20 protein-coding genes are annotated in these 24,207 nt (G+C 66.0%); 3 read left to right on the top strand and 17 right to left on the bottom strand.

Translation table 11 applies throughout. The features are described from left to right. Positions 1-136: 136 nt before the first annotated feature. The 8 genes from ACP7EY_RS04045 to ACP7EY_RS04010 form a co-directional block, all read right to left on the bottom strand. On the bottom strand, positions 137-3,088 hold the full coding sequence (locus ACP7EY_RS04045; protein ID WP_426190712.1) for a FimV/HubP family polar landmark protein: 2,952 nt from the start codon (positions 3,086-3,088) through the stop codon (positions 137-139). A 273-nt stretch (positions 3,089-3,361) separates the two neighbouring features. Further along, complete coding sequence (gene asd / locus ACP7EY_RS04040; RefSeq protein ID WP_426190710.1) at positions 3,362-4,501, bottom strand: aspartate-semialdehyde dehydrogenase; 1,140 nt, start codon at positions 4,499-4,501, stop codon at positions 3,362-3,364. 42 nt (positions 4,502-4,543) lie between these two features. Further along, positions 4,544-5,614, bottom strand: coding sequence for a 3-isopropylmalate dehydrogenase (leuB, locus tag ACP7EY_RS04035; protein WP_426190708.1), 1,071 nt, complete (start codon positions 5,612-5,614; stop codon positions 4,544-4,546). Between the two features lie 47 nt (positions 5,615-5,661). Beyond that, a complete protein-coding gene (leuD, locus tag ACP7EY_RS04030; RefSeq protein WP_426190706.1) occupies positions 5,662-6,309 on the bottom strand; it encodes a 3-isopropylmalate dehydratase small subunit in 648 nt (215 codons plus the stop codon). Positions 6,310-6,351: 42 nt separating this feature from the next. Beyond that, positions 6,352-6,483, bottom strand: a complete 132-nt coding sequence (locus ACP7EY_RS04025) for an entericidin A/B family lipoprotein (RefSeq protein ID WP_426190704.1) — start codon at positions 6,481-6,483, stop codon at positions 6,352-6,354. A 46-nt stretch (positions 6,484-6,529) separates the two neighbouring features. Beyond that, on the bottom strand, positions 6,530-7,933 hold the full coding sequence (leuC, locus tag ACP7EY_RS04020; RefSeq protein WP_426190702.1) for a 3-isopropylmalate dehydratase large subunit: 1,404 nt from the start codon (positions 7,931-7,933) through the stop codon (positions 6,530-6,532). Positions 7,934-8,174: 241 nt separating this feature from the next. Beyond that, complete coding sequence (locus tag ACP7EY_RS04015) at positions 8,175-10,109, bottom strand: chemotaxis protein CheA (RefSeq protein ID WP_426190700.1); 1,935 nt, start codon at positions 10,107-10,109, stop codon at positions 8,175-8,177. Continuing rightward, on the bottom strand, positions 10,109-10,948 hold the full coding sequence (locus tag ACP7EY_RS04010; RefSeq protein WP_426190698.1) for a protein phosphatase CheZ: 840 nt from the start codon (positions 10,946-10,948) through the stop codon (positions 10,109-10,111). The genes ACP7EY_RS04015 and ACP7EY_RS04010 overlap by 1 nt, the downstream gene beginning before the upstream one ends. 357 nt (positions 10,949-11,305) lie before the next feature. On the opposite strand from ACP7EY_RS04010, the gene ACP7EY_RS04005 reads away from it, so the two are divergent. From ACP7EY_RS04005 to ACP7EY_RS03995, 3 genes are all read left to right on the top strand, one after another. Further along, entirely contained in the window at positions 11,306-11,770 is a 465-nt protein-coding gene (locus tag ACP7EY_RS04005) for a universal stress protein (RefSeq protein ID WP_426190696.1), read from the top strand. Between the two features lie 132 nt (positions 11,771-11,902). Further along, on the top strand, positions 11,903-12,547 hold the full coding sequence (locus tag ACP7EY_RS04000) for a response regulator (protein WP_426190694.1): 645 nt from the start codon (positions 11,903-11,905) through the stop codon (positions 12,545-12,547). 449 nt (positions 12,548-12,996) lie between these two features. Continuing rightward, a complete protein-coding gene (locus ACP7EY_RS03995) occupies positions 12,997-13,788 on the top strand; it encodes a Crp/Fnr family transcriptional regulator (protein WP_426190760.1) in 792 nt (263 codons plus the stop codon). Between the two features lie 73 nt (positions 13,789-13,861). Here ACP7EY_RS03995 and ACP7EY_RS03990 read toward each other — a convergent pair whose 3' ends face one another. The 9 genes from ACP7EY_RS03990 to ACP7EY_RS03950 all read right to left on the bottom strand — a co-directional run bounded on the left by ACP7EY_RS03990 (position 13,862) and on the right by ACP7EY_RS03950 (position 24,191). Beyond that, positions 13,862-14,905, bottom strand: coding sequence for a glycine zipper 2TM domain-containing protein (locus tag ACP7EY_RS03990; RefSeq protein ID WP_426190692.1), 1,044 nt, complete (start codon positions 14,903-14,905; stop codon positions 13,862-13,864). A 152-nt stretch (positions 14,906-15,057) separates the two neighbouring features. Continuing rightward, positions 15,058-15,708, bottom strand: coding sequence for a ligase-associated DNA damage response endonuclease PdeM (gene pdeM, locus ACP7EY_RS03985; protein ID WP_426190690.1), 651 nt, complete (start codon positions 15,706-15,708; stop codon positions 15,058-15,060). Further along, on the bottom strand, positions 15,705-18,170 hold the full coding sequence (locus ACP7EY_RS03980; RefSeq protein ID WP_426190689.1) for a ligase-associated DNA damage response DEXH box helicase: 2,466 nt from the start codon (positions 18,168-18,170) through the stop codon (positions 15,705-15,707). The genes pdeM and ACP7EY_RS03980 overlap by 4 nt, the downstream gene beginning before the upstream one ends. Continuing rightward, the gene (locus tag ACP7EY_RS03975; RefSeq protein ID WP_426190687.1) at positions 18,167-19,804 is read right to left on the bottom strand and encodes an ATP-dependent DNA ligase; all 1,638 of its coding nucleotides are present in this window, start codon (positions 19,802-19,804) and stop codon (positions 18,167-18,169) included. Before ACP7EY_RS03975 ends, ACP7EY_RS03980 begins: the two co-directional genes overlap by 4 nt. Beyond that, positions 19,797-20,867 (bottom strand): ligase-associated DNA damage response exonuclease, encoded by a 1,071-nt coding sequence (locus tag ACP7EY_RS03970; RefSeq protein WP_426190685.1) that lies wholly within the window; start codon positions 20,865-20,867, stop codon positions 19,797-19,799. The genes ACP7EY_RS03975 and ACP7EY_RS03970 overlap by 8 nt, the downstream gene beginning before the upstream one ends. Before the next feature lie 12 nt (positions 20,868-20,879). After that, complete coding sequence (locus ACP7EY_RS03965) at positions 20,880-21,059, bottom strand: DUF3553 domain-containing protein (protein ID WP_426190683.1); 180 nt, start codon at positions 21,057-21,059, stop codon at positions 20,880-20,882. A 419-nt stretch (positions 21,060-21,478) separates the two neighbouring features. Continuing rightward, positions 21,479-22,732: a hybrid sensor histidine kinase/response regulator gene (locus tag ACP7EY_RS03960; protein WP_426190681.1), complete on the bottom strand. Its 1,254-nt coding sequence runs from the start codon at positions 22,730-22,732 to the stop codon at positions 21,479-21,481. Beyond that, the gene (locus ACP7EY_RS03955) at positions 22,729-23,406 is read right to left on the bottom strand and encodes a chemotaxis protein CheB (protein ID WP_426190679.1); all 678 of its coding nucleotides are present in this window, start codon (positions 23,404-23,406) and stop codon (positions 22,729-22,731) included. The genes ACP7EY_RS03960 and ACP7EY_RS03955 overlap by 4 nt, the downstream gene beginning before the upstream one ends. Beyond that, positions 23,403-24,191 carry a CheR family methyltransferase gene (locus ACP7EY_RS03950; RefSeq protein ID WP_426190758.1) on the bottom strand — a complete coding sequence of 263 codons (789 nt, stop codon included), beginning with the start codon at positions 24,189-24,191 and terminating at the stop codon, positions 23,403-23,405. Before ACP7EY_RS03950 ends, ACP7EY_RS03955 begins: the two co-directional genes overlap by 4 nt. Positions 24,192-24,207 lie beyond the last annotated feature (16 nt).

The following is a 24,207-nucleotide window of genomic DNA, read 5'->3' as shown; positions in this document are numbered from 1 at the left end:
CTACGCCTGCCCCCCGAGGCGAACCATGCAAGCCATCGGCTTTGCGTCCCCCCTAAAAATCATCGGGCTCCGCCGGTGATTTTTACCTGACCAGCCCAAACAAAAGTAGGGGTTCACTTTTGTTTGACCGCCGTTATTATGCCAGCTTGACCCGCATCTCGTTGGCGCGGCCGATTTGTTCATTGCTGCCGCCCTTGATGACTTCGTCGAGCAGTTCGCGCGCGCCCTCCTTGTCGCCGATTTCCTGGTAGGCGATGGCCAGGTCGATCTTGGTCTCCATCTCCATGTGGGCGGCCGACAGTTCGGCGGCGGCCAGCGGCGGCGCCGCCACCGGGGCCAGATCGTCGAAGCCGGCGTGATGCGGGGTTTCCGACGGCAGGTCGAGATCGATGCCGGACATGTCGAAATGGGGCGCGCTGGCGTAGGCCGGGGTCGGCGCGGCAAAGTCCGGCAACGGCGCCGATGCCGACTCCGGCATGGCGAAGGCCAGTTCAGGCAGATCGCTGCCGCTGCCCAGGGCGGGCGAGGCGCTGCGGGTGAAATCGGGCAGCCCGAACGGATCGTCCTCCAGCGTGGGCGCGGTGATCGTCTCCGGCGCCGCCGCCGACGGCGTCGTCGGCAGGTCGAAGCTCATGGCGTCGAGATCGTCGAGGGGATTGACCAGTGGCGCCTGCTCAGAATAGGCGCCGGTGGCCGCCACCGCGGGAAAGGCCATGGCCTCGCTGGCGGGCGAGCCGGGCAAGGTCGGCAATTCCGGCACGTCGAAGGCGCCCGAGAAATCGATGGTGTTGACGTCCGACGGCAGGTCCGGATTGGCCAGGTCGAGGTGGATGTTGTCGAGCGAAGGCAAGGGTGCCGGTGCCGCAGCCACGGGCTTGTCGAAGTCCATGTCGAACGACAGGTCGAACGTCTCTTCGTCGGCCGGCAGGTCGGGCGCGATGATCGACTCGACCGGGGCGTCGCTGGTAAATTCCATGTTGTTGCCAGCGAGGGGCTGGGGCGCGGCCACGGGCGGCGGCTCGTCGAAACTGAGGCTGCCCAGGTCGAAATCGAGAGAATTGTCCTCGGCCGGCGTCGGCAAGGCGGTCTTGACGACATCGGCCTCGTCGAAATCGATCACTTCGCCGCTGGCCAGCGCCATCTGGCGCAGCACTTCCTGCTCGGCCAGCTCGTCGGCCGACAGCAGGCCGACCGCGGCGCCGGCGGCAGCGCCTGCGTACAGCGGATTGGTCGGGTCGATCGACAGGCCCAGTGCGGCCGCCTGCGGCCACTCCTCGCCCTGCCCCTTGGTCATCGCATAGAGTTCGCTGGCCTGCGTCTCGAAGGCGCGCAGGTCCTTGCGGGCGGCGTAGATTTCCAGCAGTTTCAGGCGCACCGGGTGGCGCTCGGGATGGCTGCGCAGCGCTTCCTTGAGGATTTCCTCGGCCTGGGCATCGCGGCCGTAGGCGATGTACACATCGGCTTCGGCGATCGGGTCGACTTCATTGGTGTCGAGCTGACTGGCCGATGGCGCGAAGCTCGAATTAAATACGCTGTTGCTGGTGTCGACGCTGGCGCCGCCCGTTTCGGCAAACATCGACTGCGCCTGGTCGGTGGGCGCGCCCAGGATCGACGGTTCGGTGGGCGCGGGTCCCGCTGGCTTGCGACGACGCACCACCGCAAACGCGGCCAGCAGCAGCACCGCCAGGCCCGCGCCGATCAGGGTGATGTTGTCCATCAGCGTCTCGGCCAGGGTCGGTGCCGCTGGCGGTGGCGCCGGCTTGACCACGGGCCGCGCGGCCGGTTTCGGGGCGACGGCCACGGGCGCTGGCACCACGGCCGGCGCGCTGACTGCCGCTTCGGCGGGTTTGCTGGCCTCCGTGCCCGCCTTGCTCTTGACGACCATCAGTTTTTCGAGGTCGTTGACGTTCTTTTCCAGCTCCTTGACGCGGGCGCTGGCGTCGGCCAGCGCGCGCTCCTTGGCGATCTTGTCCTCGGCGTCGGCGGCGGCCGACTTGCCCCCTGCCGCGGCGCCCGTGGCGTCGGCTTTCGACAGCTTGAGCTGGTCCTTCGATTCATTGGCGGCGGTGGGCCGTTCCTCGACCTTGGCAGTGACCTTGCCGGCGGCGCTTTGGGCCGCCTCCGGCGACCTGGTGGGCGCCGCGCTGGCGACCTGGCCGGCCAGCTTGTTGCGGTAGGCGTTGAAGTCGGCCGCGTGGGCCACCACCACGCCGTGGGCGGCGCTGTCGCTGCCGCCGCGAATGGCGTCGGCGTCCGGCACCGACAGGATCTGGCCCGATTTCAGGCGGTTCATGTTGTTGCCGACGAAGGCGTCGGGATTGGCCCGGTACAGGGCGACGAGCATCATGTCGAGCGAGATGTCGGTCGGCTTGATGCGCGCGGCGATGCGCCCGAGCGTGTCGCCGGGACGCACCGTCACTTCGCTGGCGGCCTTGTCCTGCAGCGGCGTGTCCGCCGGCGCACGCTCGGCGCGCTGGCGTGCCGACGCGGCCTCGCGGGCGCCTTCGCGTGCTGCCTCGCGGGCGCTTTCGCGCGGCGTGCCGGGCTGGCCAGCGCCCTGCAAGGCGCTGCCCTGGCGCGCGCTGCGCGCCGGCGGCAGCGGCCGCGCGCCCTGGTTGAGCACATCGACGGGCGCGGCCGCCACCTGGGCCGACTGGGTCGCGCGCAGTTCGGCAGGATCGAGCAGGAAGGTGTACTCGCGCACCAGGCGCCCGCTGCTCCAGGACAGCTCGAGCAGCATGTCGACGAAGGGCTCGTTGACGGGGGCGCTCGAGGTGACGTTGATGACCTGGCGGCTGCCCCGTTGCTCGACGGCGAAGCGCAGGCCCAGCAAGGCAGGATTGAATTCGACGTTGGCCAGTTTGAAGGCGTCGGGCGACGCCAGTTTCGCCACCAGGCCCGCGGCCTCGTCGGCCGACACGGACGTCAGTTCGATCTCGGCGCGCAAGGGCTGCCCCAGGCTCGAGAGCACTGTCAGCTTGCCGAGGCCGGCCGCGGTCGCGGAAGTCAGCACCACTGCCGTGGCGACGGCGCCAAACAGCGACTTCAGCGCGAGCGACAAGGTGCGGGGGCGAGTGTGTAAATGCATGGTGGGCAGCGTGGGTAAGAGTTGTCGAGGGGAATGGTGCTTTCTCGGAGGTCTCAACATATCATCATGCTCTAGAGCATGCAAGCTTTCGGGGTGTTTCTCCCGCTCCAACGCCGAAGCTGTGAACAGGATGCCTAAATTACGCCGTTTTCGCCGCCGCATAAAGCCCTTTCCATGGGCCGTACCCAGCAGGAAAGGCGGTGCGCAAATGTCGACGGGCCGACAATGTCGGCCCGCTTGGAGATTATTTTGACAACGGTCGTTGGCAGAAGTTTATTGGTCGAGAACAATACGCAACATCCGGCGCAGCGGTTCGGCCGCGCCCCACAGCAGCTGGTCGCCCACCGTGAAGGCCGACAGGTACTCGCCGCCCATCGACATCTTGCGCAAGCGGCCCACGGGAATCGTCAGGCTGCCCGTCACCGCCGCCGGCGACAGTTCAGCGACCGATGCTTCGCGCGTGTTCGGCACCACTTTCACCCACGCGTTGGCGGAAGCGATGATGTCGTTGATCTCGTCGAGCGGCACGTCTTTTTTCAGCTTGATGGTCAGCGCCTGCGAGTGGCAGCGCATGGCGCCGATGCGCACGCACAGGCCGTCGACGGCGATCGGCCGATACGCCTCGCCCTGGCCGAAGGCGTCGCCCAGGCCCAGGATCTTGTTGGTCTCGGCGCCCGCCTTCCATTCTTCCTTCGACTGGCCATTGCCCAGGTCCTTGTCGATCCACGGGATCAGGTTGCCGGCCAGGGGCGCGCCGAACTGCTTGATCTCGTCGGCCGACAGGCCATGCTGGGTGGCCAGCACGGCACGGTCGATTTCCAGGATGGCCGAGGCAGGGTCGTCGAGCAGCGGGCGCACGGCCGCGTTGATGGTGCCGAACTGGGTGAGCAGTTCGCGCATGTGCTGGGCGCCGCCACCGGAGGCGGCCTGGTAGGTCATCGACGTCATCCAGTCGACCAGGCCGTGCTGGAACAGGCCGCCCAGGCCGATCAGCATGCACGACACGGTGCAATTGCCGCCGATGTAGTTCTTCACGCCGCGCCCCATGGCGTTCTTGATCACGGCCAGGTTGACCGGGTCGAGCACGATGACGGCGTCGTCATTCATGCGCAGGGTCGAGGCGGCGTCGATCCAGTAGCCGTCCCAGCCGGCCGCGCGCAGTTGCGGGAACACCTCGCTGGTGTAGTCGCCGCCCTGGCAGGAAATGATGATCTCGCACTTGGACAGGGCGGCGATATCGAAGGCGCTCTTGAGCGTGGTTTCGTTCTTGGCCATGGCCGGTGCGGCGCCGCCGGCGTTCGAGGTGGTGAAAAACACCGGTTCGATGTCGGCAAAATCGCCTTCTTCGCGCATGCGCTGCATCAGCACCGAACCGACCATCCCGCGCCAACCTACCAAGCCTACTAATTTCATGTTCTTCTCTCTGCTGTATTGAATGTAGTGATGCGCCGGCGCTTAGCCGAGCGCCTTGACGACCGCGTCGCCCATCGCCTCGGTGCCCACTTTCAGGCTGCCCGCTTCGTAGATGTCGGCCGTGCGCAAGCCCTGCCCCAGCACCGCCTTGACGGCGTTCTCGATGCGGTCGGCCTGTTCGACCTTGCCCAGCGAGTAGCGCAGCATCATCGCCGCCGACAGGATCGTCGCCAGCGGGTTGGCGACGCCCAGGCCGGCGATGTCGGGCGCCGAGCCGTGCGAGGGCTCGTACAGGCCCTTGTTGCTGGCGTCGAGCGAGGCCGATGGCAGCATGCCGATCGAGCCGGTGAGCATGGCGGCGCAGTCGGACAGGATGTCGCCGAACATATTGCCGGTGACGAGCACGTCGAATTTCTTCGGCGCCCGCACCAGTTGCATGGCGGCGTTATCGACGTACATGTGATCGAGCGCGATGTCGGGGTACTCGCGGTGCACCTCGGTGACGATGTCGCGCCAGAACTGGAACGTTTCGAGCACATTGGCCTTGTCGACGCTGGTGACGCGCTTGTCGCGCTTTTGCGCGGCCTGGAAGGCCACGTGGGCGATGCGGCGGATTTCCGATTCGGCGTAGCGCATGGTGTCGAAGCCTTCGCGCTCGCCCTTGAACGGGCCATCCGGGCATTCGCGCACGCCGCGCGGCTTGCCGAAATAAATGTCGCCCGTCAGTTCGCGGATGATCAGGATATCCAGGCCCGACACCACCTCGGGCTTCAGGGTCGAGGCGCCGGCCAGTTCCGGGTACAGGATCGCCGGGCGCAGGTTGGCGAACAGGGCCAACTCGCGGCGCAGGCCCAGGATGGCCTGCTCGGGACGCAGCGAGCGCTCGAGGCTGTCGTACTTGTAATCGCCGACGGCGCCGAACAGCACGGCGTCGGCCGCTTTCGCCAGCGCCAGCGTGGCCGCCGGCAGCGGGTGGCCGCTGGCGGCGTAGCCGGCGCCGCCGACGTCGGCGGTTTCCATTTCGAACGGCTCGCCCAGCGCATTGAGCACCTTGACGGCTTGCGCCATGATTTCGGGGCCGATGCCGTCGCCGGGCAGGATTGCGATTTTCATGTGCTCTCTTCTTTTTTAAGCGTAGGGGTGGAACTGCTGCGGGCCGGTCAGAGGGTGTTGGCCAGCCACGGCTGCGCCGCCAGGTGGCGCTCTTCGAAGGCGCGGATGGCGTCGGCGTGGCGCAGGGTCAGGCCGATGTCGTCGAGGCCGTTGATCAGGCAGTATTTGCGGAACGGGTCGATGTCGAACTGGCAGCTGAACGCGCCGTCGGCGGTGGACACGCGCTGCGCCTCCAGGTCGACCACGAGACGAAAGCCAGTGAAGCCCTTGACCATGTCGAACAGGCGGTCGATGTCAGCCTCGGCCAGCGCGATCGGCAGCAGGCCGCTCTTGTAGCAGTTATTGAAAAAAATGTCGGCGAAGCTGGGCGCGATGATGGCGCGAAAGCCGTACTGGTCGAGCGCCCACGGGGCGTGCTCGCGCGAGGAGCCGCAGCCAAAGTTTTTACGGGTGAGCAGGATCGAGGCGCCCTGGTAGCGCGGCTGGTTGAGCACGAAATCGGGATTGAGCGGGCGCGCGCTGCAATCCTGGCCCGGCTCGCCATGGTCGAGATAACGCCATTCGTCGAACAGGTTGGGACCGAAGCCGGTGCGCCGGATCGACTTGAGAAACTGCTTGGGGATGATGGCGTCGGTATCGACGTTGGCGCGGTCGAGCGGGGCCACCAGGCCTTCGTAACGGATGAATTTTTCCATGGTCTTCGTGTGATGGGAGAGGAACGGCGGTCGGCGCGGCGCTTACTTGCGGCCCACGCCTTCGACGGCCTGGCCGACTTTTTGCACGTCCTTGCCGACCCCGGCGATGGTATTGCAGGCGCCCAGGGACAACAACAAGGTGGCGGCGAGGACGGCGGCGGAAAGGTTTTTCATGGCAGTGAAGAGGTCAGGGTAACAATACAAAATCGTCGATACGGTTTTAACGAATCTGGCGGATGTCGACGAAATGGCCGGCAATGCCGGCGGCGGCGGCCATCGCCGGCGACACCAGGTGGGTACGGCCGCCCTGCCCCTGGCGCCCTTCGAAATTGCGGTTCGAGGTCGAGGCGCAGCGCTCGCCCGGCTCGAGCCGGTCGGCGTTCATCGCCAGGCACATCGAGCAACCCGGTTCGCGCCACTCGAAACCGGCGTCGCGGAAAATCCGGTCGAGCCCTTCGCGCTCGGCCTGGTCCTTGACCAGCCCGGAACCGGGCACCACCATCGCCAGGCGCACGTTGGAGGCGCGCTGCTTGCCGCGCACCACGGCGGCGGCCGCGCGCAGGTCTTCGATGCGCGAATTGGTGCACGAACCGATGAACACCTTGTCGATGCGGATGTCGCTGATCGGCGTGTTCGGCAACAAATTCATGTACACCAGCGCCTTTTCCATGGCGTCGCGCCGCACGGCGTCTTTTTCCTGCTCGGGATCGGGCACCCGGCCGTCGATCGAGGCGACCATTTCGGGCGAGGTGCCCCAGGTCACCTGCGGCGTGATGTGGGCCGCGTCGAGCGTGACGACCAGGTCGAAACGGGCACCCGGATCGGAGTGCAGGGTGCGCCAGTAGGCCACCGCGCGCTCCCAATGGGGGCCGACGGGCGAGAGCGGGCGCCCCTTGACGTACTCGATGGTGGTGTCGTCGACGCCGATCATGCCGGCGCGCGCGCCCGCTTCGATGGCCATGTTACAGACCGTCATGCGCCCTTCCATCGACAGCGCGCGGATCGTCGAGCCGCCAAATTCGATGGCGTAGCCGGTGCCGCCGGCGGTGCCGATGCGGCCGATCACGGCCAGTACCAGGTCTTTCGCCGTCACCCCGGCCGGCAGCACGCCGTCGACCTGCACCAGCATCGCTTTCGATTTTTTCGCCAGCAGGGTCTGGGTGGCCAGCACGTGCTCGACTTCGGAGGTGCCGATGCCGTGCGCGAGGCAGCCGAAGGCGCCGTGGGTCGAGGTGTGCGAATCGCCGCATACCACCGTCATGCCGGGCAAGGTGGCGCCCTGCTCGGGTCCGATCACGTGGACGATGCCCTGGCGCTTGTCGTTCATGTTGAAATAGGTCAGGCCGTAGCTCTTGGCGTTGGCGTCGAGCGTTTCTACCTGCAGGCGCGAGACCGGGTCGGCGATGCCGCCCTGGCGGTCGGTGGTGGGCACGTTGTGGTCGGCCACGGCCAGGTTGGCGGCGTTGCGCCAGAGCGGACGACCGGCCGCGCGCAAGCCGTCGAAGGCCTGCGGGCTGGTCACTTCGTGGACCAGGTGACGGTCGATGTAGAGCACCGTGGTGCCGTCTTCGTCGGCGCGCACCACGTGCGAGTCCCACAGTTTTTCGTAGAGCGTTTTGATCATGGTCGGTGGTCGGCAGTCGGTGGTATGGGGTTGCGCATTTGATTATGCCATATTTGTGCATTGCCGCAGAAGCATCCCTCTTTTGGAACCTTATTTGCACCAATACGATTTATCACAAATATTATTTGCAAAATAAATCGATTTTACAAATAAAAAATGCCCGCTAGTGATAGCGGGCATTTTTCGTCTCGTTCGTCCAGGTCCGCTATATTTTCAGACCGCACCCGTTTTGTGCAGGCGATCAGGCGGCCAGCTTGACCGTTGGCCGGCAACCGTCCATCAGGAACGACAGGCCCACCACCAGCACCAGTTCGCCCTCTGCCGAGCGGGCGGTGCCGGTGATGCCTTCGACGGCAATCGCCGTCATCGGCTTGATCACCAGGTCGGCGGTGCCGTCGACGGCGGACACGGCCAGGATGTAGGGCTGCGGCGCCGAGACGACGATGCCGACCTTCTCGAGGCAGGCGTCGTAGCCGAGCGCACCGGCCAGCGAGCGCACCGGCAGCGGACGGCCCTGGTCTTTCAGCACCGGCGCGCCGCCCACTTGCAGGAACGTGTCGGGCAGTTCGACGACGCGTTCGACCATCGCCATCGGCAGCGCCAGCGCGGCGCCCGAGGTCGACACCAGCATGGTCGGCACGATCGACAGTTCGATCGGCAGGCGGATGGCGAACTTGGTGCCGTGACCGAGCGAGGAATCGATGTGGATGGCGCCGCGGTTTTTCTCCACCGCGGTTTTTACCACATCCATGCCGACGCCGCGGCCGGACACCGAGGTGGCCAGTTCCTTGGTCGAGAAACCGGGCAGGAACACCAGTTGGTACGCTTCCTCGTCGCTGGGCGCGCCGTTTTCGTTGATCAGGCCCTTTTCGATGGCCTTCTTGCGCAGGGCGACCGGGTCCATGCCCTTGCCATCGTCCTGCAGCACGATCATCACGCTATTGGCTTCCTGCCAGGCCTTGAGGGAAATGAAGGCCTTGGCCGGCTTGCCGCTGGCGACGCGCTGTTCGGGCGACTCGACACCGTGATCGAGCGCGTTGCGCAGCATGTGCACAAGCGGATCGTAGAGGCTGTCGACGACGACGCGGTCGACTTCCGTCTCGGCCCCTTCGATGTTCAGTTCGACGTCCTTGCCCAGGTCCTTGGCCAGTTCGCGCACCAGGCGGGGAAATTTCTGGAACAGGCGGCCGACCGGCTGCATGCGGGTGGCCAGGGTGGCGCGCTGCAGTTCGGCCGAATAGCGCGAGGCCCGCTCCAGCGTTTCCGTCAGGGTCGCCATCAGGGTGGCGGCTTGGCCCTCGAACTTGAATTGCGACAGGCGCTCGAGCAGCACGGCCGCCTGGTTGGCCGCCTGCACCGATTCGCCCGCCACTTCCAGCAGGGCGTCGAGCTTGACGGCATCGACGCGGATGCTCTCTTCCTTGGCCGGGGCGGAGGCGGCGCGGAATTCCTGCACCTTCTCTTCGCGCCGCTCGTTGCCGTCCCACGCATGCTTGGCGGCGGCGGCTGCGGCTGCGGCGGCGGCGCTTTGCGCGGGGGTGGCATCGACCGCCACCGCCACCGCTGCGGCGGCCTCGATGGCCGGTGCGGCGACTGCGGCGACTGCGGCGACATTCGCCGCCGGCTGATACGTGCCGGGCGGGACCACCGCCATGTACATCGCTTCCCAGTCGAGGCCATCGGCGCCAGGCCCCTTGGCGACGAACACGGGCGCGGGCGCGGCGGCCAGCGGTGCTGGCGCCGGCGTCGGCGCCGCCACCGCCACGGGCGCGGCGGCCGGCGTCGAATGGGTCTTGCCGGCGATGGCGTCGACCAGGATGCTCTCGAGCGCTGCCGGCATCGAAGCGAGTTGCTCCGGGGCGGCGCCGTTGCTCAGATCGGTCAACTGGTCGGCCACGAAGCCGGACGCCTGCAGCGCCGCTTCGATCGCCAGCGGGGTGACGGGCGCGGCGCCGTTACGCAGGGCGTCGAACAGGTTTTCGGTCAGGTGACAGGCCGTCACCATGGCCGTCAGGTTCATGAAGCCGGCGCCGCCCTTGATCGTGTGGAACGAGCGGAACACGGCATTGAGCGTTTCCTTGTTGTTCGGGTCGCGCTCGAGTCGCAGCAAATGCTCTTCCACATTGACTGCGAGATCCATCGCCTCGACGACGAAATCTTTGAGCATATCGTCCATCAGAACCCCAGATCGGCAAGTAAATCGTCAACGTTGTCCTGGTCCAGGGCCACCGACGGCACCGAGGGACCGGACATCAGGCCTGGTTTGGCGGCCAGTTTTTCGCGCACGGCAGGCGGGGCGTTATCGCGCAGCAGTTCGGCCAGTTCGTGCTCGACCGTCTTGGTGATCGCCACCACTTTCTTGATCAGCTGGCCCGTGATGTCCTGGAAATCCTGCGCCATTATGATGTCGAGCAGGCGGGCTTTTTCCGCATCGGTGGCCTTGGTGACGGCCTGGGCGAATGCTTGCGAGTCGCCCGCGAGGGTCTTGAAGTCGTCGATCGAGACCTTGCCGGCGAACAGGTCGGCCCAGCGGGTTTCCATCTGCTTGGCGTTTTTCGACAGCACGTCCTGTGCCGGCATGCCTTCGTCGAGCGTGTTGAGGACCTTGTTGGCGGCCTGCTCGGTCAGCGTGGCGACGTATTCGAGGCGGTCCTGGGCATCGTTGATCTGGGTCGACGCTTCCGTGAGCGCCTTGTCGTAGCCCAGTTCACGCAGCGAATCGTGCAGCAGGCGCACGATGCCGCCGAGCCGTTCGAACATGGGCTTGTCGGCGGCGTTGCCTTCGCCGTCGGCGTCGGCAGCGGCCACCACGGCGGCAACGGCAACAGGGGCCGGGGCCGGCGCCGGGGCGGCGACCGTTTGCGCGGCAGCCTGCTCGAACAGCGCTTCGAAGTCATCGTCGGCGATGTCCTGGGCGGTCGCGGCGGTCGGGGTCGGGGCAGCGGCCGGCGTGGCGTCGCGCTGGGCGCTCACCTCGTCGAACAGGGCGTCGAAATCATCAGCGGCGTCGGTCATGGTCCGTGCTTCTCCAATAAATACTAATTTTGCAATGCGCGATTGCGTGTCAGGGGTACTGGGCGGGGGCTGGGCCAGCGGGTTTTGTCCTGAGTGTAGCAGCGTCGATGACGTTGGTAAATCACCGACCTCGCCAGCAATTGATTTCGCTCGGGAAACTTATTGCGAAGATAAGAAAATGTGTCCGTACGGATACTTTTCCCGTCGCAAGTGTTGTATTTTGTGCTTGTCGGCGGGGTCGGCGCGCCATCCGGGCCCGCGCCTTTAACTGTTGAGCAAGATCACGCGGACGCGTTCTGGCATTCGGCGGCGCCCTCACTACAATGGACAATACAGCGTCCTGTGGGAGAAATGACCATGTACCGGAAAATTCTGATTACGACCGACGGCTCGGCGGTGTCGAAGTCCACCGCCTGCGCCGGCGTCAAATTCGCCGGCCAGCTCGGCGCCGAGGTGCTGGTGCTGTTCGTGGCGCCGGAATACCAGTATCCCGTGTACGTGGAGATCATCCCGCCCAGTTATCCCATCGAGGACGAGTACATCGCCACCATGCGCCGCACGGGCGCCGAGCATACCCACCCCATCATCGAAGCGGCGGCCAGGGCGGGCCTGGCGCACGCGGCGCTGACGGAGTTCGCCAATTCGCCGGCCAGCATGATCGTCGAGGTCGCCGAGCGAGAACACTGCGACCTGATTTTCATGGGCTCGCACGGCCGCAGCGGCTGGGGGCAATTGCTGCTGGGCAGCGTGACCAACAAGGTGTTGTCGCACACCCTCAAGCCCGTGCTGGTGCACCGCCTGATCGAGGAGCCAGGCAGCTGATTAATCGATAATTTTTCAATCGTCAAGCTAGCAAGCCTTCATTTGTTCCCGCACATGGCGCGGCGTACGCTCACGCGTAAACGCAGGCCACCCGCGGCGGCTGATTTCACCTTGATTTGAATTGGCGAATTTATGATACGCATCGTTATTGCAGACGACCACACCATCATGCGCGAGGGCCTCAAGCGCATCCTCGATGGCGCGCCCGATATCGATATCGTTGGTGAAGCGACCAACGGCTTCGAGGTGCTCAACCACGTGCGCCAGGGCGGCTTCGACCTGCTGCTGACGGACCTGTCGATGCCCGGCCGCAGCGGGGTCGACCTGATCCGCCAGATCAAGGCGGTGGCGCCCAAGCTGGCCGTGCTGATACTGACCATGCATGAAGAAGAGCAATACGCCGTGCGCGCCATCCGCGCCGGCGCCCAGGGCTACCTGACCAAGGAAAGCGCCGGCACCCAGCTGGTGGGGGCGATCCGCAAGGTGGCCTCGGGGCGCCCCTACATCAGCACCGAAGTGGCCGAGCAACTGGCGCTGAACATCATGACGCCGAACGAGCAACTGCTGCACAAGCAATTATCGGACCGTGAATTCGAAGTGTTTTCCATGCTGGTGAGCGGCAAGTCGATCACCGAGATCGCCAACAGCCTGCATTTGTCCGTGAAAACTGTGAGCACCCACAAGACCCGCATCATGCAAAAAATGGGCATGACTTCGCTGTCGGAGATGGTGCAATATGCGGTGGCCCACCGCCTGCTGTCGCCGTTCAAGACCTGAGCACCGCCCGGCCCAGACAACTCAGACACCGTTGGCGCAAAAAAGTGCCGGCGTTGTTTTTCATGCGAGCGCGGCCATATCGCGTGCGCCCGTGCACCGCGGCGCGCCAGTGCCCCTTCCCCCTGCGGAATCGCCCCTCTCCAGTAAGACTTGTCCTACTTTCTGCTCCTATCTCCTACCGCCAGATTCAGGGTTCGCTGATATGAATGCCGGACTCGAGTTGGCATACTAAATCCAGCGATTCGACTTGCTCCGGATAATTTTTTCCTGGTCATGTGAGTTTGGTCCAGCGCCCGTCTGTCACTGCTGAAGCCGCCTAGCGGGTCTTGCCCGCGGTTCGCAGCTGTGATTTACAGCAGCCACAGCAGAATTCTTAATTGGAGATGAGCATCATGTCCACGCCCTTGCCCGAACCCCGTAACGCGTCGTCCACCATGCACACGTCCCCCATGGAAGCGGGCCGCCAGCGCCAGGGACGCCTGTGGTCGAACCTGAAAGAAGTGTGCGACCTGCTCCATATTCCGACCGCAATGTCCGTCAACAGCGAAGAATTGCTGTTCCAGCATGTCCAGTTCAAGACGGGCCAGCGCGTCCACACCATCGGCCAGGCCTTCGACACCCTGTACATCGTCAACTCGGGCTTTCTGAAAACCGTGCTGATCGACGAATTCGGCAACGAACAGGTGCTCAGCTTTCCCATGAAGGGCGACATGCTCGGCGTCGATGGCATCCACACCCGCCATTACGCATCGGAAGCGGTGGCGCTGTCCGACTGCGACCTGATCTTGCTGCCATTTAAGAAGCTGACGGCCCTGGGCCGCGTCCACAGCGAACTGGAAAACCTGATGTACGGCGTCATGAGCCGCGAACTGGTGCGCGAGCAATCGATGATCGGCATGCTGGGCGCCTTGTCGGCCGAAGCGCGCGTGGCCCGCTTCCTGGTCTCGCTGGCCGACCGTTTCGCCGCCATGGGCTATTCGAGCAAATTGTTCAATCTGCGCATGACGCGCCACGAAATCGGCAGCTACCTGGGGCTGACGCTGGAAACGGTCAGCCGCACCCTGTCGGCCTTCAATGAAATCGGCCTGATCTCCGTGGACCAGCGCACCATCGGCATCAAGGACGCCGATGCCCTCAAGACCCTGCGCCGCCTGCCACCGTCGCGCTCGCGCACCAAGGCCCCGGCCAAGTCGAAAAACGACCTCGAACCGTCCGGCGACGCGCTGGCCAGCACCATCTGAGCATCGACTTCACATAAAAAAACCGCCGCATCCTGCTGGAGCGGCGGTTTTTTTCATGCGGCGGCGCCGTCGATCAATTGTCGCGCGTGAGCGTGCCGTCGTTGATCTTGACCTTCTCACCGACGCGCAGGCCCGGATCGTTGGCGTACTGCACCGTCTGGGTACCGCCGTTGGCAAAGCGGATCACCACTTCAAAGTGACGGGTCTGCTTGTCGTTCTGGCGGTCGATGTTGCGACCGACGTAGGCGCCACCGAGGGCGCCGGCGATCTGGGCCGCGGTGCGGCCGTTGCCGCCGCCGACCTGGTTGCCGGCCAGCGCGCCGAGCACGCCGCCGCCGATGGTGCCGATGTAATTGCCGTCGCCCTTGACTTCAATGACGTTGATCGCTTCGACGGTGGCGCAGTTGGAGCAGTAACGCGCTTCACGCGGTGGCGGCGGTGGCGCGCCCACCAGTTGCAGCGGCTTGCCCAGTTTGACCGTGGCGACGCGGCCGCCCACGCGCAAGTTGGCGGTGACGGGGGTGGCGCGCTCGATGCGGTCGCCGCGGCGGATCACATACGACCCTTCATACTCGCCCGGACGCACTTCCGGCAGGAAGAACACGCCGCGGGTGCCGGCGATGTTCATGTCGACCTTGGCGCCTGGCGTGCCGCGTAGCATGAAGACCAGTTCATTGCCCGCACGCAGATCGTCCACCCCGCGCACGTCGAAACGCTCGATGCGGGGCACCGCGGCCAGGTCGCCCCGGCGTGGCGCTTCGTGACGGCCGACACCCGTCTGCAGCGATTCGCGCAGCACGCCCGTGGTCACCTGATTGCCCACGCGCATATTGGCGGTGACGGCACTGGTGGCGGTGATGCGGTCGCGGCTGCCGATGGTGTAGACACCCTCGTACACGCCCGGTTCGGTTTCATCGAGTTGCAGGTTGCGGGCAGCGCCGGCGATCTGCAGGTAGACGCGGCCGCCGGGGGTGCCGTAGACATCGAAATTGAGTTCCGCGCCGGGGGCGATGCGGCGCACCTCGTCGACGTTGAAACCGCGTATGACGGGCTCGAAGCCCCGTTCGGCCGGTGCATTGTATTGTTGCGCCTGGGCGGGCGCGCTGATCGCCGTCATCGACAACAGGGGCAGGGCTGCGGCAAACAGGCCCGCGATCAGTGAAGTATTGGTCTTGGTTTTGATGATGTTCTCCTTGGACTGGCTGGGGCGCTGCCGTATTGACAGCGGACAAGGCCAAGATACTCTTGCCTTTAAGAAAAGTCCGTACGCTAGCGTACCAAGTGAACCGCCTCGCCCGAGCTGACATACAGGGCGTCGCCCGGCGCCCGCGTCATCTGAAAACCACCCGTGAACGCCCCGAACGACGGCAGGATCATGCGCCCTCCGCCCACCACGAAGCACGGCAGGCGCAGGCTATCGAAGCGCGTGGCCAGGCGAAAGGTGGGGTGGATGTGGCCGGCCAGCGCGTAGCCGGCCGTGTCCAGGTCCGGATGGTGGCAGAACGCGAACGGCCCGATCGTGTGCGGTTCATCGACCAGCGCGATCTGCAGGCTGGCGGCGGGGTCGCCCGCGTGGCGATCATGGTTGCCGCGCACCAATGTCAGCGCCAGCCGCGGGTGGCGCGCACGCCAGGCCAGCATGGCCGCCACGGTGGCGCTGGCGTGGGCGGCGCGGGCGTGCAGGAAGTCGCCCAGGAACATGATGTGGGCGACGTCGTGGGCCTCGATGAGGACGTCGAGCGCCGCCAGGTTCTCGCTGGTGGTGCCGCGTGGCACCGGCACGCCGGCGGCGCGGAACGATGCCGCCTTGCCGAAATGGATGTCGGCAATGATCAGCATCTTTTCGCGCGGCCACAGCAGGGCTTTCTCGGGCAGCAGCACCAGCGCTTCTCCGGCGACGACGAGGTGCGCGGCGCTCAAGGCCGGGCCGCCTTTTCCAGCTCGCGCACCATGCGCGCCACCCGGTCCGACAGCTTTTCCGTGCTGACCTTTTCGCGCAAGCGCTCGACCATCAGGGCGAAGCCGAACGGCGTGGCGCGCCTGATCTCGCACAGCGCCAGCCGGCGCCCGTGCAGCATGCCCAGGGTGGCGCGCAGGCGCGTCAGTTCGAGCTCCTGTTCCATCACCTCGCGGCGGGCCTGGAGCAGCAGCAGGTTGGCGGCGTCGTGCTTGCGAAACACCTCGAAAAACAGCGACGACGAGGCCTGGATCTGGCGCGTGCTTTTCGGCTGCCCCGGATAGCCCTGGAAAATCAGGCCGGCGATGCGCGCCACTTCGCGAAAGCGCTGCTGCGACAACTGCGTCGCGTTCAGGCTCTCGAGCACGTCCTCCTGCAGCTGCGCCAGCGACAGCAGGGCGACGTCGGCGCCGGTGGCACCGGCCATCAAGTCCACCCAGTCGACCGGCTCGGCCGCCAGCAACTCGAAGCCATAGTCGTTGACGGCGATCGAAAACGTGATCGGCTGGCGCTTGCCCACCCGGTAGGCCAGCAGCGCGGCCAGCCCCGTGTGCACCGAGCGGCCCGCGAACGGATACACAAACAGGTGGTGGCCCTCGCGGCTTTGCATGCGCTCGACGACCAGGGTGTCGCTGGTGGGCAGGGCCGACCAGGCTTGCTGGATGGCGATCAGCGGTCGCAGGGCCTGCATCTCGGGGCCAAGGAACTGCCCCAGCGACGCCAGGCGCAACTGCTCGAGCGCCGCATCGGCCAGCTCCGACGACAGCGACATGCGCGCCCCGGCCCAGCGGGTCACGGCGCCCTTCTGCTTGCCGCTGGCGCGCTTGACGAAGGCCGTCATCTCGTTCACGCGCACCAGTTCGAGCATGCGCCCGCCGAACAGAAAACAGTCGCCCGGCTTCAGGCGCGCAATGAAGGACTCTTCGACGCTGCCCAGGCGCCCCCCGCTCAGGTATTTCACCTGCATGCTGGCGTCGGCGACGATGGTGCCGATGCCCATGCGGTGGCGCCGCCCCAGCGCCACGCTGGGCACGCGGTAGACGCCCTGGTCGTCCGCCAGCACGCGCTGGTATTCAGGGTAGACGGTCAGGCTCTGGCCGCCGCGGGCGACGAAGTCGAGCGCCCACTGCCATTGCGCGTCCGTCAGGTGGCGATATGACCAGGCGCTTCTCACCTCGGCCAGCATCGCCTGCGGCAGAAAGCCGCCGCCCAGCGCCACCGTCACCAGGTGCTGCACCAGCACGTCGAAGGGCTGCTCGGGCACCGGGCGCGCCTCGATGCGGCGCGCCGCCACCGCCGCGCGCGCGCCGGCCGCTTCCAGTATTTCCAGGCTGTTGGTGGGCACCAGCGTCACGCGCGAGACGCGTCCGGGCGCGTGGCCGCTGCGCCCGGCCCGCTGCAGCAGCCGGGCGACGCCCTTCGCGCTGCCGATCTGCAGCACCCGTTCGACGGGCAGGAAGTCGACCCCCAGGTCCAGGCTGGCGGTACAGATCACCGCCTTCAACTGGCCTTTTTTCAGACTCAGCTCGACCCAGTCGCGCACCGAGCGGTCCAGCGAGCCGTGGTGCAGGGCAATCAGGCCGGCCCAGTCGGGGCGCGCCTCGAGAATATTCTGGTACCACAGTTCCGACTGCGAACGGGTATTGGTAAACACCAGCGTGGCCTCGCACTGGTCGATTTCGTCGATCACCGGCTGCAGCATCTGCAGTCCCAGGTGGCCGCCCCACGGAAAGCGCGATACATCGGCCGGGATCAGCGAATCGACGACGATCTGCTTGGTCACGCCGCCCTCGACCAGCACGCCCTGCCCTTCTCCCAGCAGCACCGCGCGGGCCTGGTCGAGGTTGCCCATGGTGGCCGACAGCGCCCACACCACCAGCTGCGGATGCCACTGGCGCAGCCGGGCCAGCGCCAGTTGCACCTGCACGCCCCGCTTGCTGGCGATGAGCTCATGCCATTCGTCGATGATGATCATGTCCAGGCTGGCGAACTGCGCCTGCGCCTGCGCCTGGCTCAGTAACAGCGACAGGCTCTCCGGCGTCGTCACCAGCGCGGACGGCAGCTTGCGGCCCTGGCGCGCGCGCTCGGCCGCGCCGGTGTCGCCCGTGCGCGCGCCCACGCTCGTCCCGGGCGCCAGTTGCGCCGCCGATTCCTCGAGCGCGCGCACGGTGTCGGCCGCCAGCGCCCGCATCGGCGTGATCCACAGCACCTGCAAGCCCGTGCGCCCGGCCTGGCGTGCCTTCTCGCCGCGCAGCAGGGCGGCGATCCACACGGCGTAGGTCTTGCCGGCGCCCGTGTTCGCATGCAGCAGGCCCGACTGGCCGGCCACGGCCGCTTTCCACACGGCCCGCTGGAACGCGAACACTTTCCAGCCACGGCTGGCGAACCAGGCGTCGACGCGGACCGTCATCGCGCTTTTGCTCATGCGCCGGCGGCGGCCAGCAGGCCTTTCAGGGTGGCCAGCGTATCGGCCTCGTCGACCGCCTTGTCGTCGCGCTTGCGCAGGATGCGGGGAAAGCGCACGGCGATGCCGGCCTTGTGGCGCGACGACAGCGCGATGCCCTCGAAGCCGATCTCGAACACCATGGACGGCCTGACGCTGCGCACGGGGCCGAATTTCTCCACCGTGGTCTTGCGGATGGCGCTGTCGACGACGGCGATTTCGGCGTCGGACAGGCCCGAATACGCCTTGGTGAACGGCACCAGCTTGCGCTGCCCCGCGTCATCGCTTGCATCGTCGTCCCAGACGGCGAAGGTGTAGTCGGTGTAGAGCGAAGCGCGGCGGCCGTGCCCGGCCTGGGCATAGATGAGCACGGCGTCGATGCTGTACGGGTCGACCTTCCACTTCCACCAGGTGCCCACGTTCTTGGTGCGTCCCACCCCGTACTGGGCGCTTCTCGCCTTGACCATCATGCCCTCGACGCCGCGCGAACGCGACTCGGCGCGCAGGCGTGCCAGCGCGTCCCAGTCGGCCGCCTGCACCAGCGGCGAAATTTTCAGGGGCTGCTGCGGGCAAGCCGCCACCAGCGCTTCGAGCAGGGTGCGGCGCTCCTGCTGCGGCAGCGCGCGCAGGTCGACGCCCGCCTCTTCGAGCAGGTCGTAGGCCACCAGCACGGCCGGCAGCTCGGCCATCAGCCGGGCCGAGACGGTCTTGCGGCCGATGCGCTTTTGCAGATCGGCGAACGGCGCCGGCCCGTCCGCCCAGATCAGGATTTCGCCATCGATGACGGTGCCTTCCGGCAGGCGCAGTGCGGCCAACTCGGGAAAGCGGTCGGTGATGAGCTCTTCGCCGCGCGACCACAGGTAATTGCGGCCGTCGCGCCGCACCAGCTGGGCGCGGATGCCATCGTACTTCCATTCGACCTGCCAATCGCTCAAGTCGCCCAGGCTGGCCGGATCGGCCTGCAACTGGTGGGCCAGGAAAAACGGGTAGGGGTGGCCGCCCCGCTGCGCGTGCTCGGTGTCGGACTGGCCGGCGATCAGGCGCAGAAAGCCCTCGGCGCTGGGGCGCACGCTGCCATCGGTCCAGCCCATCATGCGCTGGGCGATCAGCTTGGCGTCGACGGCGGCGATGGTCGACAGCGCGCGCGTGACGAGCAGCTTCGATACGCCGACCCGGAAGCCGCCGCCGATCAGCTTGGCCAGCAGGAAGCGCTCACCGGTTTCCAGCTCGCGCCAGAAGCCGATCAGGGCCGCGCCGATGGTGGCCGGATCGGCGCCGCGCAGGGGGCCGATGCGCTCCTGCATCCAGGTGGCCAGGCCGATATCGCTGCGCGCCTCGGGCGGCGGCAAGATCAGGGCAATGGTTTCGGCCAGGTCGCCCACGGCGTGGTAGCACTCGTCGAACAGCCAGTCGTCGATGCCGGCCAGTTCGATCGCGTACTGGCGCAGCAGCTTGGTTGGCACCGCCTGGCGCGGCTTGCCGCCGGCGAGAAAATACACGGCCCAGGCAGCGTTTTCCGGCGCCGCACTGTGAAAATAGCGTTGCAGGGCGTCGAGCTTGCGGCTGGTCGCCGTGGTCTCGTCCAGTGCGGCATAGAGGCGGGCAAATTCACGCATCGCCGGCCTGGGCGATGGTGACCGACGGGGGAGCCGCTTCAGCGGCCGGCGCCTTGTCATCGGCGTCGTCATCGCCGTACTCGGTGTCGAACCCCGACGCATCGAGGCCGCGCGCGCGCAGGTAGCGCACCATGGTGGGAATCGCACCGTGGGTGACGATCACGCGGGGCGCTTCGGTGGCGTCGATTGCCGTCAGCAGGCCAGGCCAGTCGGCATGGTCGGACAGCACGAAGCCGCGGTCGACGCCGCGCCGGCGACGCGCCCCGCGCAGCAGCATCCAGCCGCTGGCGAAGGCGTCGCTGTAGTCGCCGAAGCGGCGCATCCAGCTCAAGCCGCCCGCCGACGGCGGCGCAATGACCAGCGCCGTGCCGATGGCTGCCTTGTCGACCTCGGTGACCAGGCGGGTGGCCGGCAGGTCGACGCCGCTGGCGCGGTAGACGGCGTTGAGCGGCTCGGCCGCGCCATGGCACAAGATGGCGCCGATGGACGGATCGAGGCCCGACAGGATGCGCTGGGCCTTGCCGAAACTGTAGGCGAACACCACGCTGCAGCGGCCGGCGGCGGCGTTGTTGCGCCACCAGGCGTTGATGTCGTCGAAAATCGCCTGCTCCGGTTGCCAGCGGTAGATCGGCAAACCGAAGGTGGACTCGGTGATGAAAGTGTCGCAGCGCACCGGTTCGAACGGCGCGCAGGTGCGGTCCGGCTCGACCTTGTAGTCGCCCGACGCCACCCACACTTCGCCCTGGTGCTCCATGCGCACCTGGGCCGATCCGAGCACGTGGCCGGCCGGGTGCAGCGAGATGCGCACGCCGTTGTGCAGCACGCCCTCGCCGTAAGCGAGGCCGTCGATGTGGATGTCCTGGCCCAGCCGCGCCTTGAGGATGTCCACGCCCAGGCTGGCCGACAGGTAGTGGCCGTGCCCCACCCGCGCGTGGTCGCCGTGGGCGTGGGTGATGACGGCGCGCGGCACCGGCCGCCACGGGTCGATGTAAAAATCGCCCGGCACGCAGTACAGCCCCTGCTTGCGCACCACCACCATATCGTTCGAATTACGCCCTGCCATGCCACTCCTTGTTCATACCGCCGTCACGAAGTCGGCCATGAAGGTCCGCGCCACCTGGTCGGAAAAGACGATCGTGACCTGCTCGCCAGCGCTTGACTGTACCACCCCGTCGGCATATTTCGGCACACGAACGGCGTCGCCCGGGGCGAAACGGGGCGCGGCGCGGGGGGGCGCGGGGGCGGTCGAATTCATCCTCGCGGATGGGCTCGAGCGGCACGGTGGCATCGGGCCCGTTGCATCAGGTGGGGGGCATGGTTTGTCATGGTCCCCACTGTAACGAGCACGCTGTGCGCTTGCTACAGGACACCCTCTACTGACCAGGTAGGAAGGCCCGCCAGCGCCACCGCGCAACTGTCGCACAGCCCGCTACGGCGTTGTCCTACAGAACGACGGACGGGATTCCGATGCTTTCAAGAACCATCTTGTTTAAGATGGAGCCATTCAAGAAGAAAACACCGCATTGAGGAGCACTACCATGATGAACAAACTGCCCATGACCTGGACCAGCCTCCAACTCGCCCTTGCCGGCGCGTCGGCCTACGTGCTGTGCTCGACCGACATGCTGCGCGGCGCCTCGCTGTTCATTCACTGATCTTGCCCGCTGCGCCAGCCTAGCGCTCGGCCGCCGCATCCTGTGCGGCCACCACCGCCACCGCCCGGTTCGCGCTGGTATCGTCGCTGGTAAACAGCGGCAGCACCACGCTGAAGATGGACCCCGTCATGCCGTCGCTGGTGACGAATAGCCGGCCCCCATGGGCTTCGGCCAACTGGCGCGAGATCGCCAGCCCCAGGCCCAGCCCCTTGACTTCCTTGCTGCTCGCGCCCCGTTCGAAGGGCTCGAAAATGCGCTTTTGATCCGCTTCGCAAATGCCGATGCCGCCGTCGATGACATCGATGCGCACTTCCTGACTATTGCCCTCCACCACCACATCGACCGGTTGCCCGTTGCCGTAGCGTAGCGCATTGGTGAGCAGATTGATGATCACCTGCTCGATGCGAAATTCGTCCCACTGCCCTTCGACCGGCTCGTGCGGATGCAAGGCGATGGTGGTGCCGTAGCCGCCCGCCTGCAGCGACAGGTCGCTGACGACCCGCTTGAGCAAGGCCATCAGTTCGAAATGGGTGGGCCGGATCGACAGGCGGCCGCTGCGGATGCGCGAGACGTCGAGCATGTCGTCGATCAGGCGGATCATCGACTGGATCTGGCGCTGGTCGCGGGCGATCATGGCGGGCAATCGCTCCGGTCCCAGCGCTTCGACATTGCCGCGCTGCAGTTGCAGCATGCGCATCTGGCTTTCCAAGAACAGGGTGTTCAAGGGCGTGCGCAATTCGTGCGCCACCAGCGACATGAAATCGTCGCGCATGCGCAATGAACGTTGCAGCTCGGCCTGGGTGGCGCTCAATTGCTCGAGCAGGGCCTGCTGTTCGCGCCGGCTTTGCTCGATGGCGGCAATCTGGCGCAGGCGCTCGTGGTGCTGCTGGTCGAGCGCGACGAACACATTGACCTTGCTGCGCACGGCGTCGCTGTCGAGCGGCTTGTAGAGAAAATCGACGGCGCCCGACTCATAGCCCTTGAAGGCGTAATTGAGTTCGCGCCCGGCGGCGCTGGTAAACACGATGGGAATGTGGCGCGTGCGTTCGGTGCCGCGCATCAGCTCGGCCAGTTCGAAGCCATCCATCCCCGGCATCTGCACATCGAGGATGGCCAGCGCGAATTCGTGCTCGAGCAGCAATTGCAAGGCTTGGTCGCCCGAGGCCGCGTGAAAAATGATCCGCTGCTCATCGCGGATCAGGGCGTCGAGCGCCTGCAGGTTGTCGGCCAGATCATCAACGATCAATACTTTGCTTAACACGTGCGCCTTCATGGTTTCTCCAGCTTGTGGTTCTCTACGGCGGCTCTTTTTTGTTCAGGCTGGCGCGCACCGTGCGCGCCCTCCCTTGGCGTGATCTTTTGCAGCAACTGGGCGATCTGGGCCAGCGTCAGGACCAGGTCGGGCGCGCAGGCGGCAATCGCCGCGCGCGGCATGGTGGCCACCTGCGCCTCGGCGGGATCTTGCACCACCGTAAAGCCGCCTTGCGCACGGATGTCGGCCATGCCGGCCGCGCCGTCCGCATTGGCGCCCGTGAGCAAGATGCCGACCAGGTCGGCACCATACACGTCCGCAGCCGAACTCATCAACACGTCGATGGCGGGCCGGGCGAAGTGTACAGGGGGTTCGCAGCTGAGAGAAAATCGGTAATCCCTCTCCACCGACAAATGGTAACCCGAGCCGGCAAAATACACGGTGGCATCGTCGATCGGCTGCTTGTCGCCCGCCTCGCGCACCGGCACCGGCAGGCGTGCCGCGAACACCTCGGCCAGCCGGCTCTCGCGGTGGGCCGGCATGTGCAGCATGCAGATGACGGGAACTTGCATGCTTGCCGGCAAGGTACTCAACACCGTCAGCAGGGCATCGACGCCGCCGGCCGAGCCGCCGATGACGATCGCCGCCGGACGCAGGTCGGCGGCGCCGCGCGCAGGCCGGGCCGGCGCCGTCATGTGCCCTTCCGGAAGATGCGCTCGCGCTTGGCCAGTGCATCGAAGCGGCCGCCGTAATCGGAAAAATCGACGCTTTCCTTGCTGCCCAGCGCCAGGAAACCCCGGTGGCACAGCGACTCGTGAAACAGGCCGAACACCCGGTTCTGCAACTTGCGGTTGAAATAGATCATCACGTTGCGGCAGCTGATCAGGTGGGTTTCCGAAAACACGCTGTCGGTGGCCAGGCTGTGATCGGCAAAGGTGACGTTTTCCATCAGGCTCTGGTCAAAGCGGGCGCCGCCGTATGCGGCCGTGTAATAGTCGGAAAACGCCGTCTTGCCGCCCGCCGCCTGGTAATTTTCCGTGTACAGCTGCATGTGCTCGAGGGGGAACACGCCCCGCCGCGCCGTCTCCAGCGACTGCGGGTTGATGTCGGTGGCGTAAATGATGGCACGCTCGAGCAGGCCTTCCTCGCGCAGCAGGATCGCCATCGAATAGACTTCCTGCCCCGTGCTGCAACCGGCCACCCAGATCTTCAGCGACGGGTAGGTTTTCAGGAAAGGCAGCACCTGGTCGCGCAGCGCCCCGTAAAACGGCGGATCGCGGAACATCTCGGTGACGGGGATGGTCAGATACTGCAGCAGCTGGGTGAACGCGGCCGTATCGTGCATCACCTTCGCTTGCAAGGCAGAAATCGTCGGGCAATTCATTTCGTGCAGCGCATGCAGCACCCGGCGTTTTTGCGACGCCCCCGTGTAATCGCGAAAATCGTAGTTGTACTGGAGGTAGACCGCTTCGATCAACATCCGCAATTCAATATCG

Source organism: Massilia sp. DWR3-1-1 (assembly GCF_049898325.1).
Taxonomy (GTDB): Bacteria; Pseudomonadota; Gammaproteobacteria; order Burkholderiales; family Burkholderiaceae_D; genus JAFCUW01.
This window is presented reverse-complemented; position numbering and strand designations above follow the sequence as displayed.

What these genes read in the sequence shown, in the direction of transcription:
- ACP7EY_RS03995 (WP_426190760.1), top strand. Translation starts at nt 12,997, where the DNA reads ATGGAAGCGGGCCGCCAGCGCCAGGGACGCCTGTGGTCGAACCTGAAA.
- ACP7EY_RS03955 (WP_426190679.1), bottom strand. Translation starts at nt 23,406, where the DNA reads ATGACGGCGCCGGCCCGGCCTGCGCGCGGCGCCGCCGACCTGCGTCCG.
- leuB (WP_426190708.1), bottom strand. Translation starts at nt 5,614, where the DNA reads ATGAAAATCGCAATCCTGCCCGGCGACGGCATCGGCCCCGAAATCATG.
- ACP7EY_RS04005 (WP_426190696.1), top strand. Translation starts at nt 11,306, where the DNA reads ATGTACCGGAAAATTCTGATTACGACCGACGGCTCGGCGGTGTCGAAG.
- ACP7EY_RS03970 (WP_426190685.1), bottom strand. Translation starts at nt 20,867, where the DNA reads ATGGCAGGGCGTAATTCGAACGATATGGTGGTGGTGCGCAAGCAGGGG.
- leuD (WP_426190706.1), bottom strand. Translation starts at nt 6,309, where the DNA reads ATGGAAAAATTCATCCGTTACGAAGGCCTGGTGGCCCCGCTCGACCGC.
- ACP7EY_RS04000 (WP_426190694.1), top strand. Translation starts at nt 11,903, where the DNA reads ATGATACGCATCGTTATTGCAGACGACCACACCATCATGCGCGAGGGC.
- ACP7EY_RS03960 (WP_426190681.1), bottom strand. Translation starts at nt 22,732, where the DNA reads ATGAAGGCGCACGTGTTAAGCAAAGTATTGATCGTTGATGATCTGGCC.
- asd (WP_426190710.1), bottom strand. Translation starts at nt 4,501, where the DNA reads ATGAAATTAGTAGGCTTGGTAGGTTGGCGCGGGATGGTCGGTTCGGTG.
- ACP7EY_RS03980 (WP_426190689.1), bottom strand. Translation starts at nt 18,170, where the DNA reads ATGAGCAAAAGCGCGATGACGGTCCGCGTCGACGCCTGGTTCGCCAGC.
- ACP7EY_RS03975 (WP_426190687.1), bottom strand. Translation starts at nt 19,804, where the DNA reads ATGCGTGAATTTGCCCGCCTCTATGCCGCACTGGACGAGACCACGGCG.
- ACP7EY_RS04045 (WP_426190712.1), bottom strand. Translation starts at nt 3,088, where the DNA reads ATGCATTTACACACTCGCCCCCGCACCTTGTCGCTCGCGCTGAAGTCG.
- ACP7EY_RS03990 (WP_426190692.1), bottom strand. Translation starts at nt 14,905, where the DNA reads ATGACGGCGATCAGCGCGCCCGCCCAGGCGCAACAATACAATGCACCG.
- ACP7EY_RS04025 (WP_426190704.1), bottom strand. Translation starts at nt 6,483, where the DNA reads ATGAAAAACCTTTCCGCCGCCGTCCTCGCCGCCACCTTGTTGTTGTCC.
- ACP7EY_RS04015 (WP_426190700.1), bottom strand. Translation starts at nt 10,109, where the DNA reads ATGGACGATATGCTCAAAGATTTCGTCGTCGAGGCGATGGATCTCGCA.
- ACP7EY_RS03965 (WP_426190683.1), bottom strand. Translation starts at nt 21,059, where the DNA reads ATGAATTCGACCGCCCCCGCGCCCCCCCGCGCCGCGCCCCGTTTCGCC.
- ACP7EY_RS03950 (WP_426190758.1), bottom strand. Translation starts at nt 24,191, where the DNA reads ATGTTGATCGAAGCGGTCTACCTCCAGTACAACTACGATTTTCGCGAT.
- ACP7EY_RS04010 (WP_426190698.1), bottom strand. Translation starts at nt 10,948, where the DNA reads ATGACCGACGCCGCTGATGATTTCGACGCCCTGTTCGACGAGGTGAGC.
- leuC (WP_426190702.1), bottom strand. Translation starts at nt 7,933, where the DNA reads ATGATCAAAACGCTCTACGAAAAACTGTGGGACTCGCACGTGGTGCGC.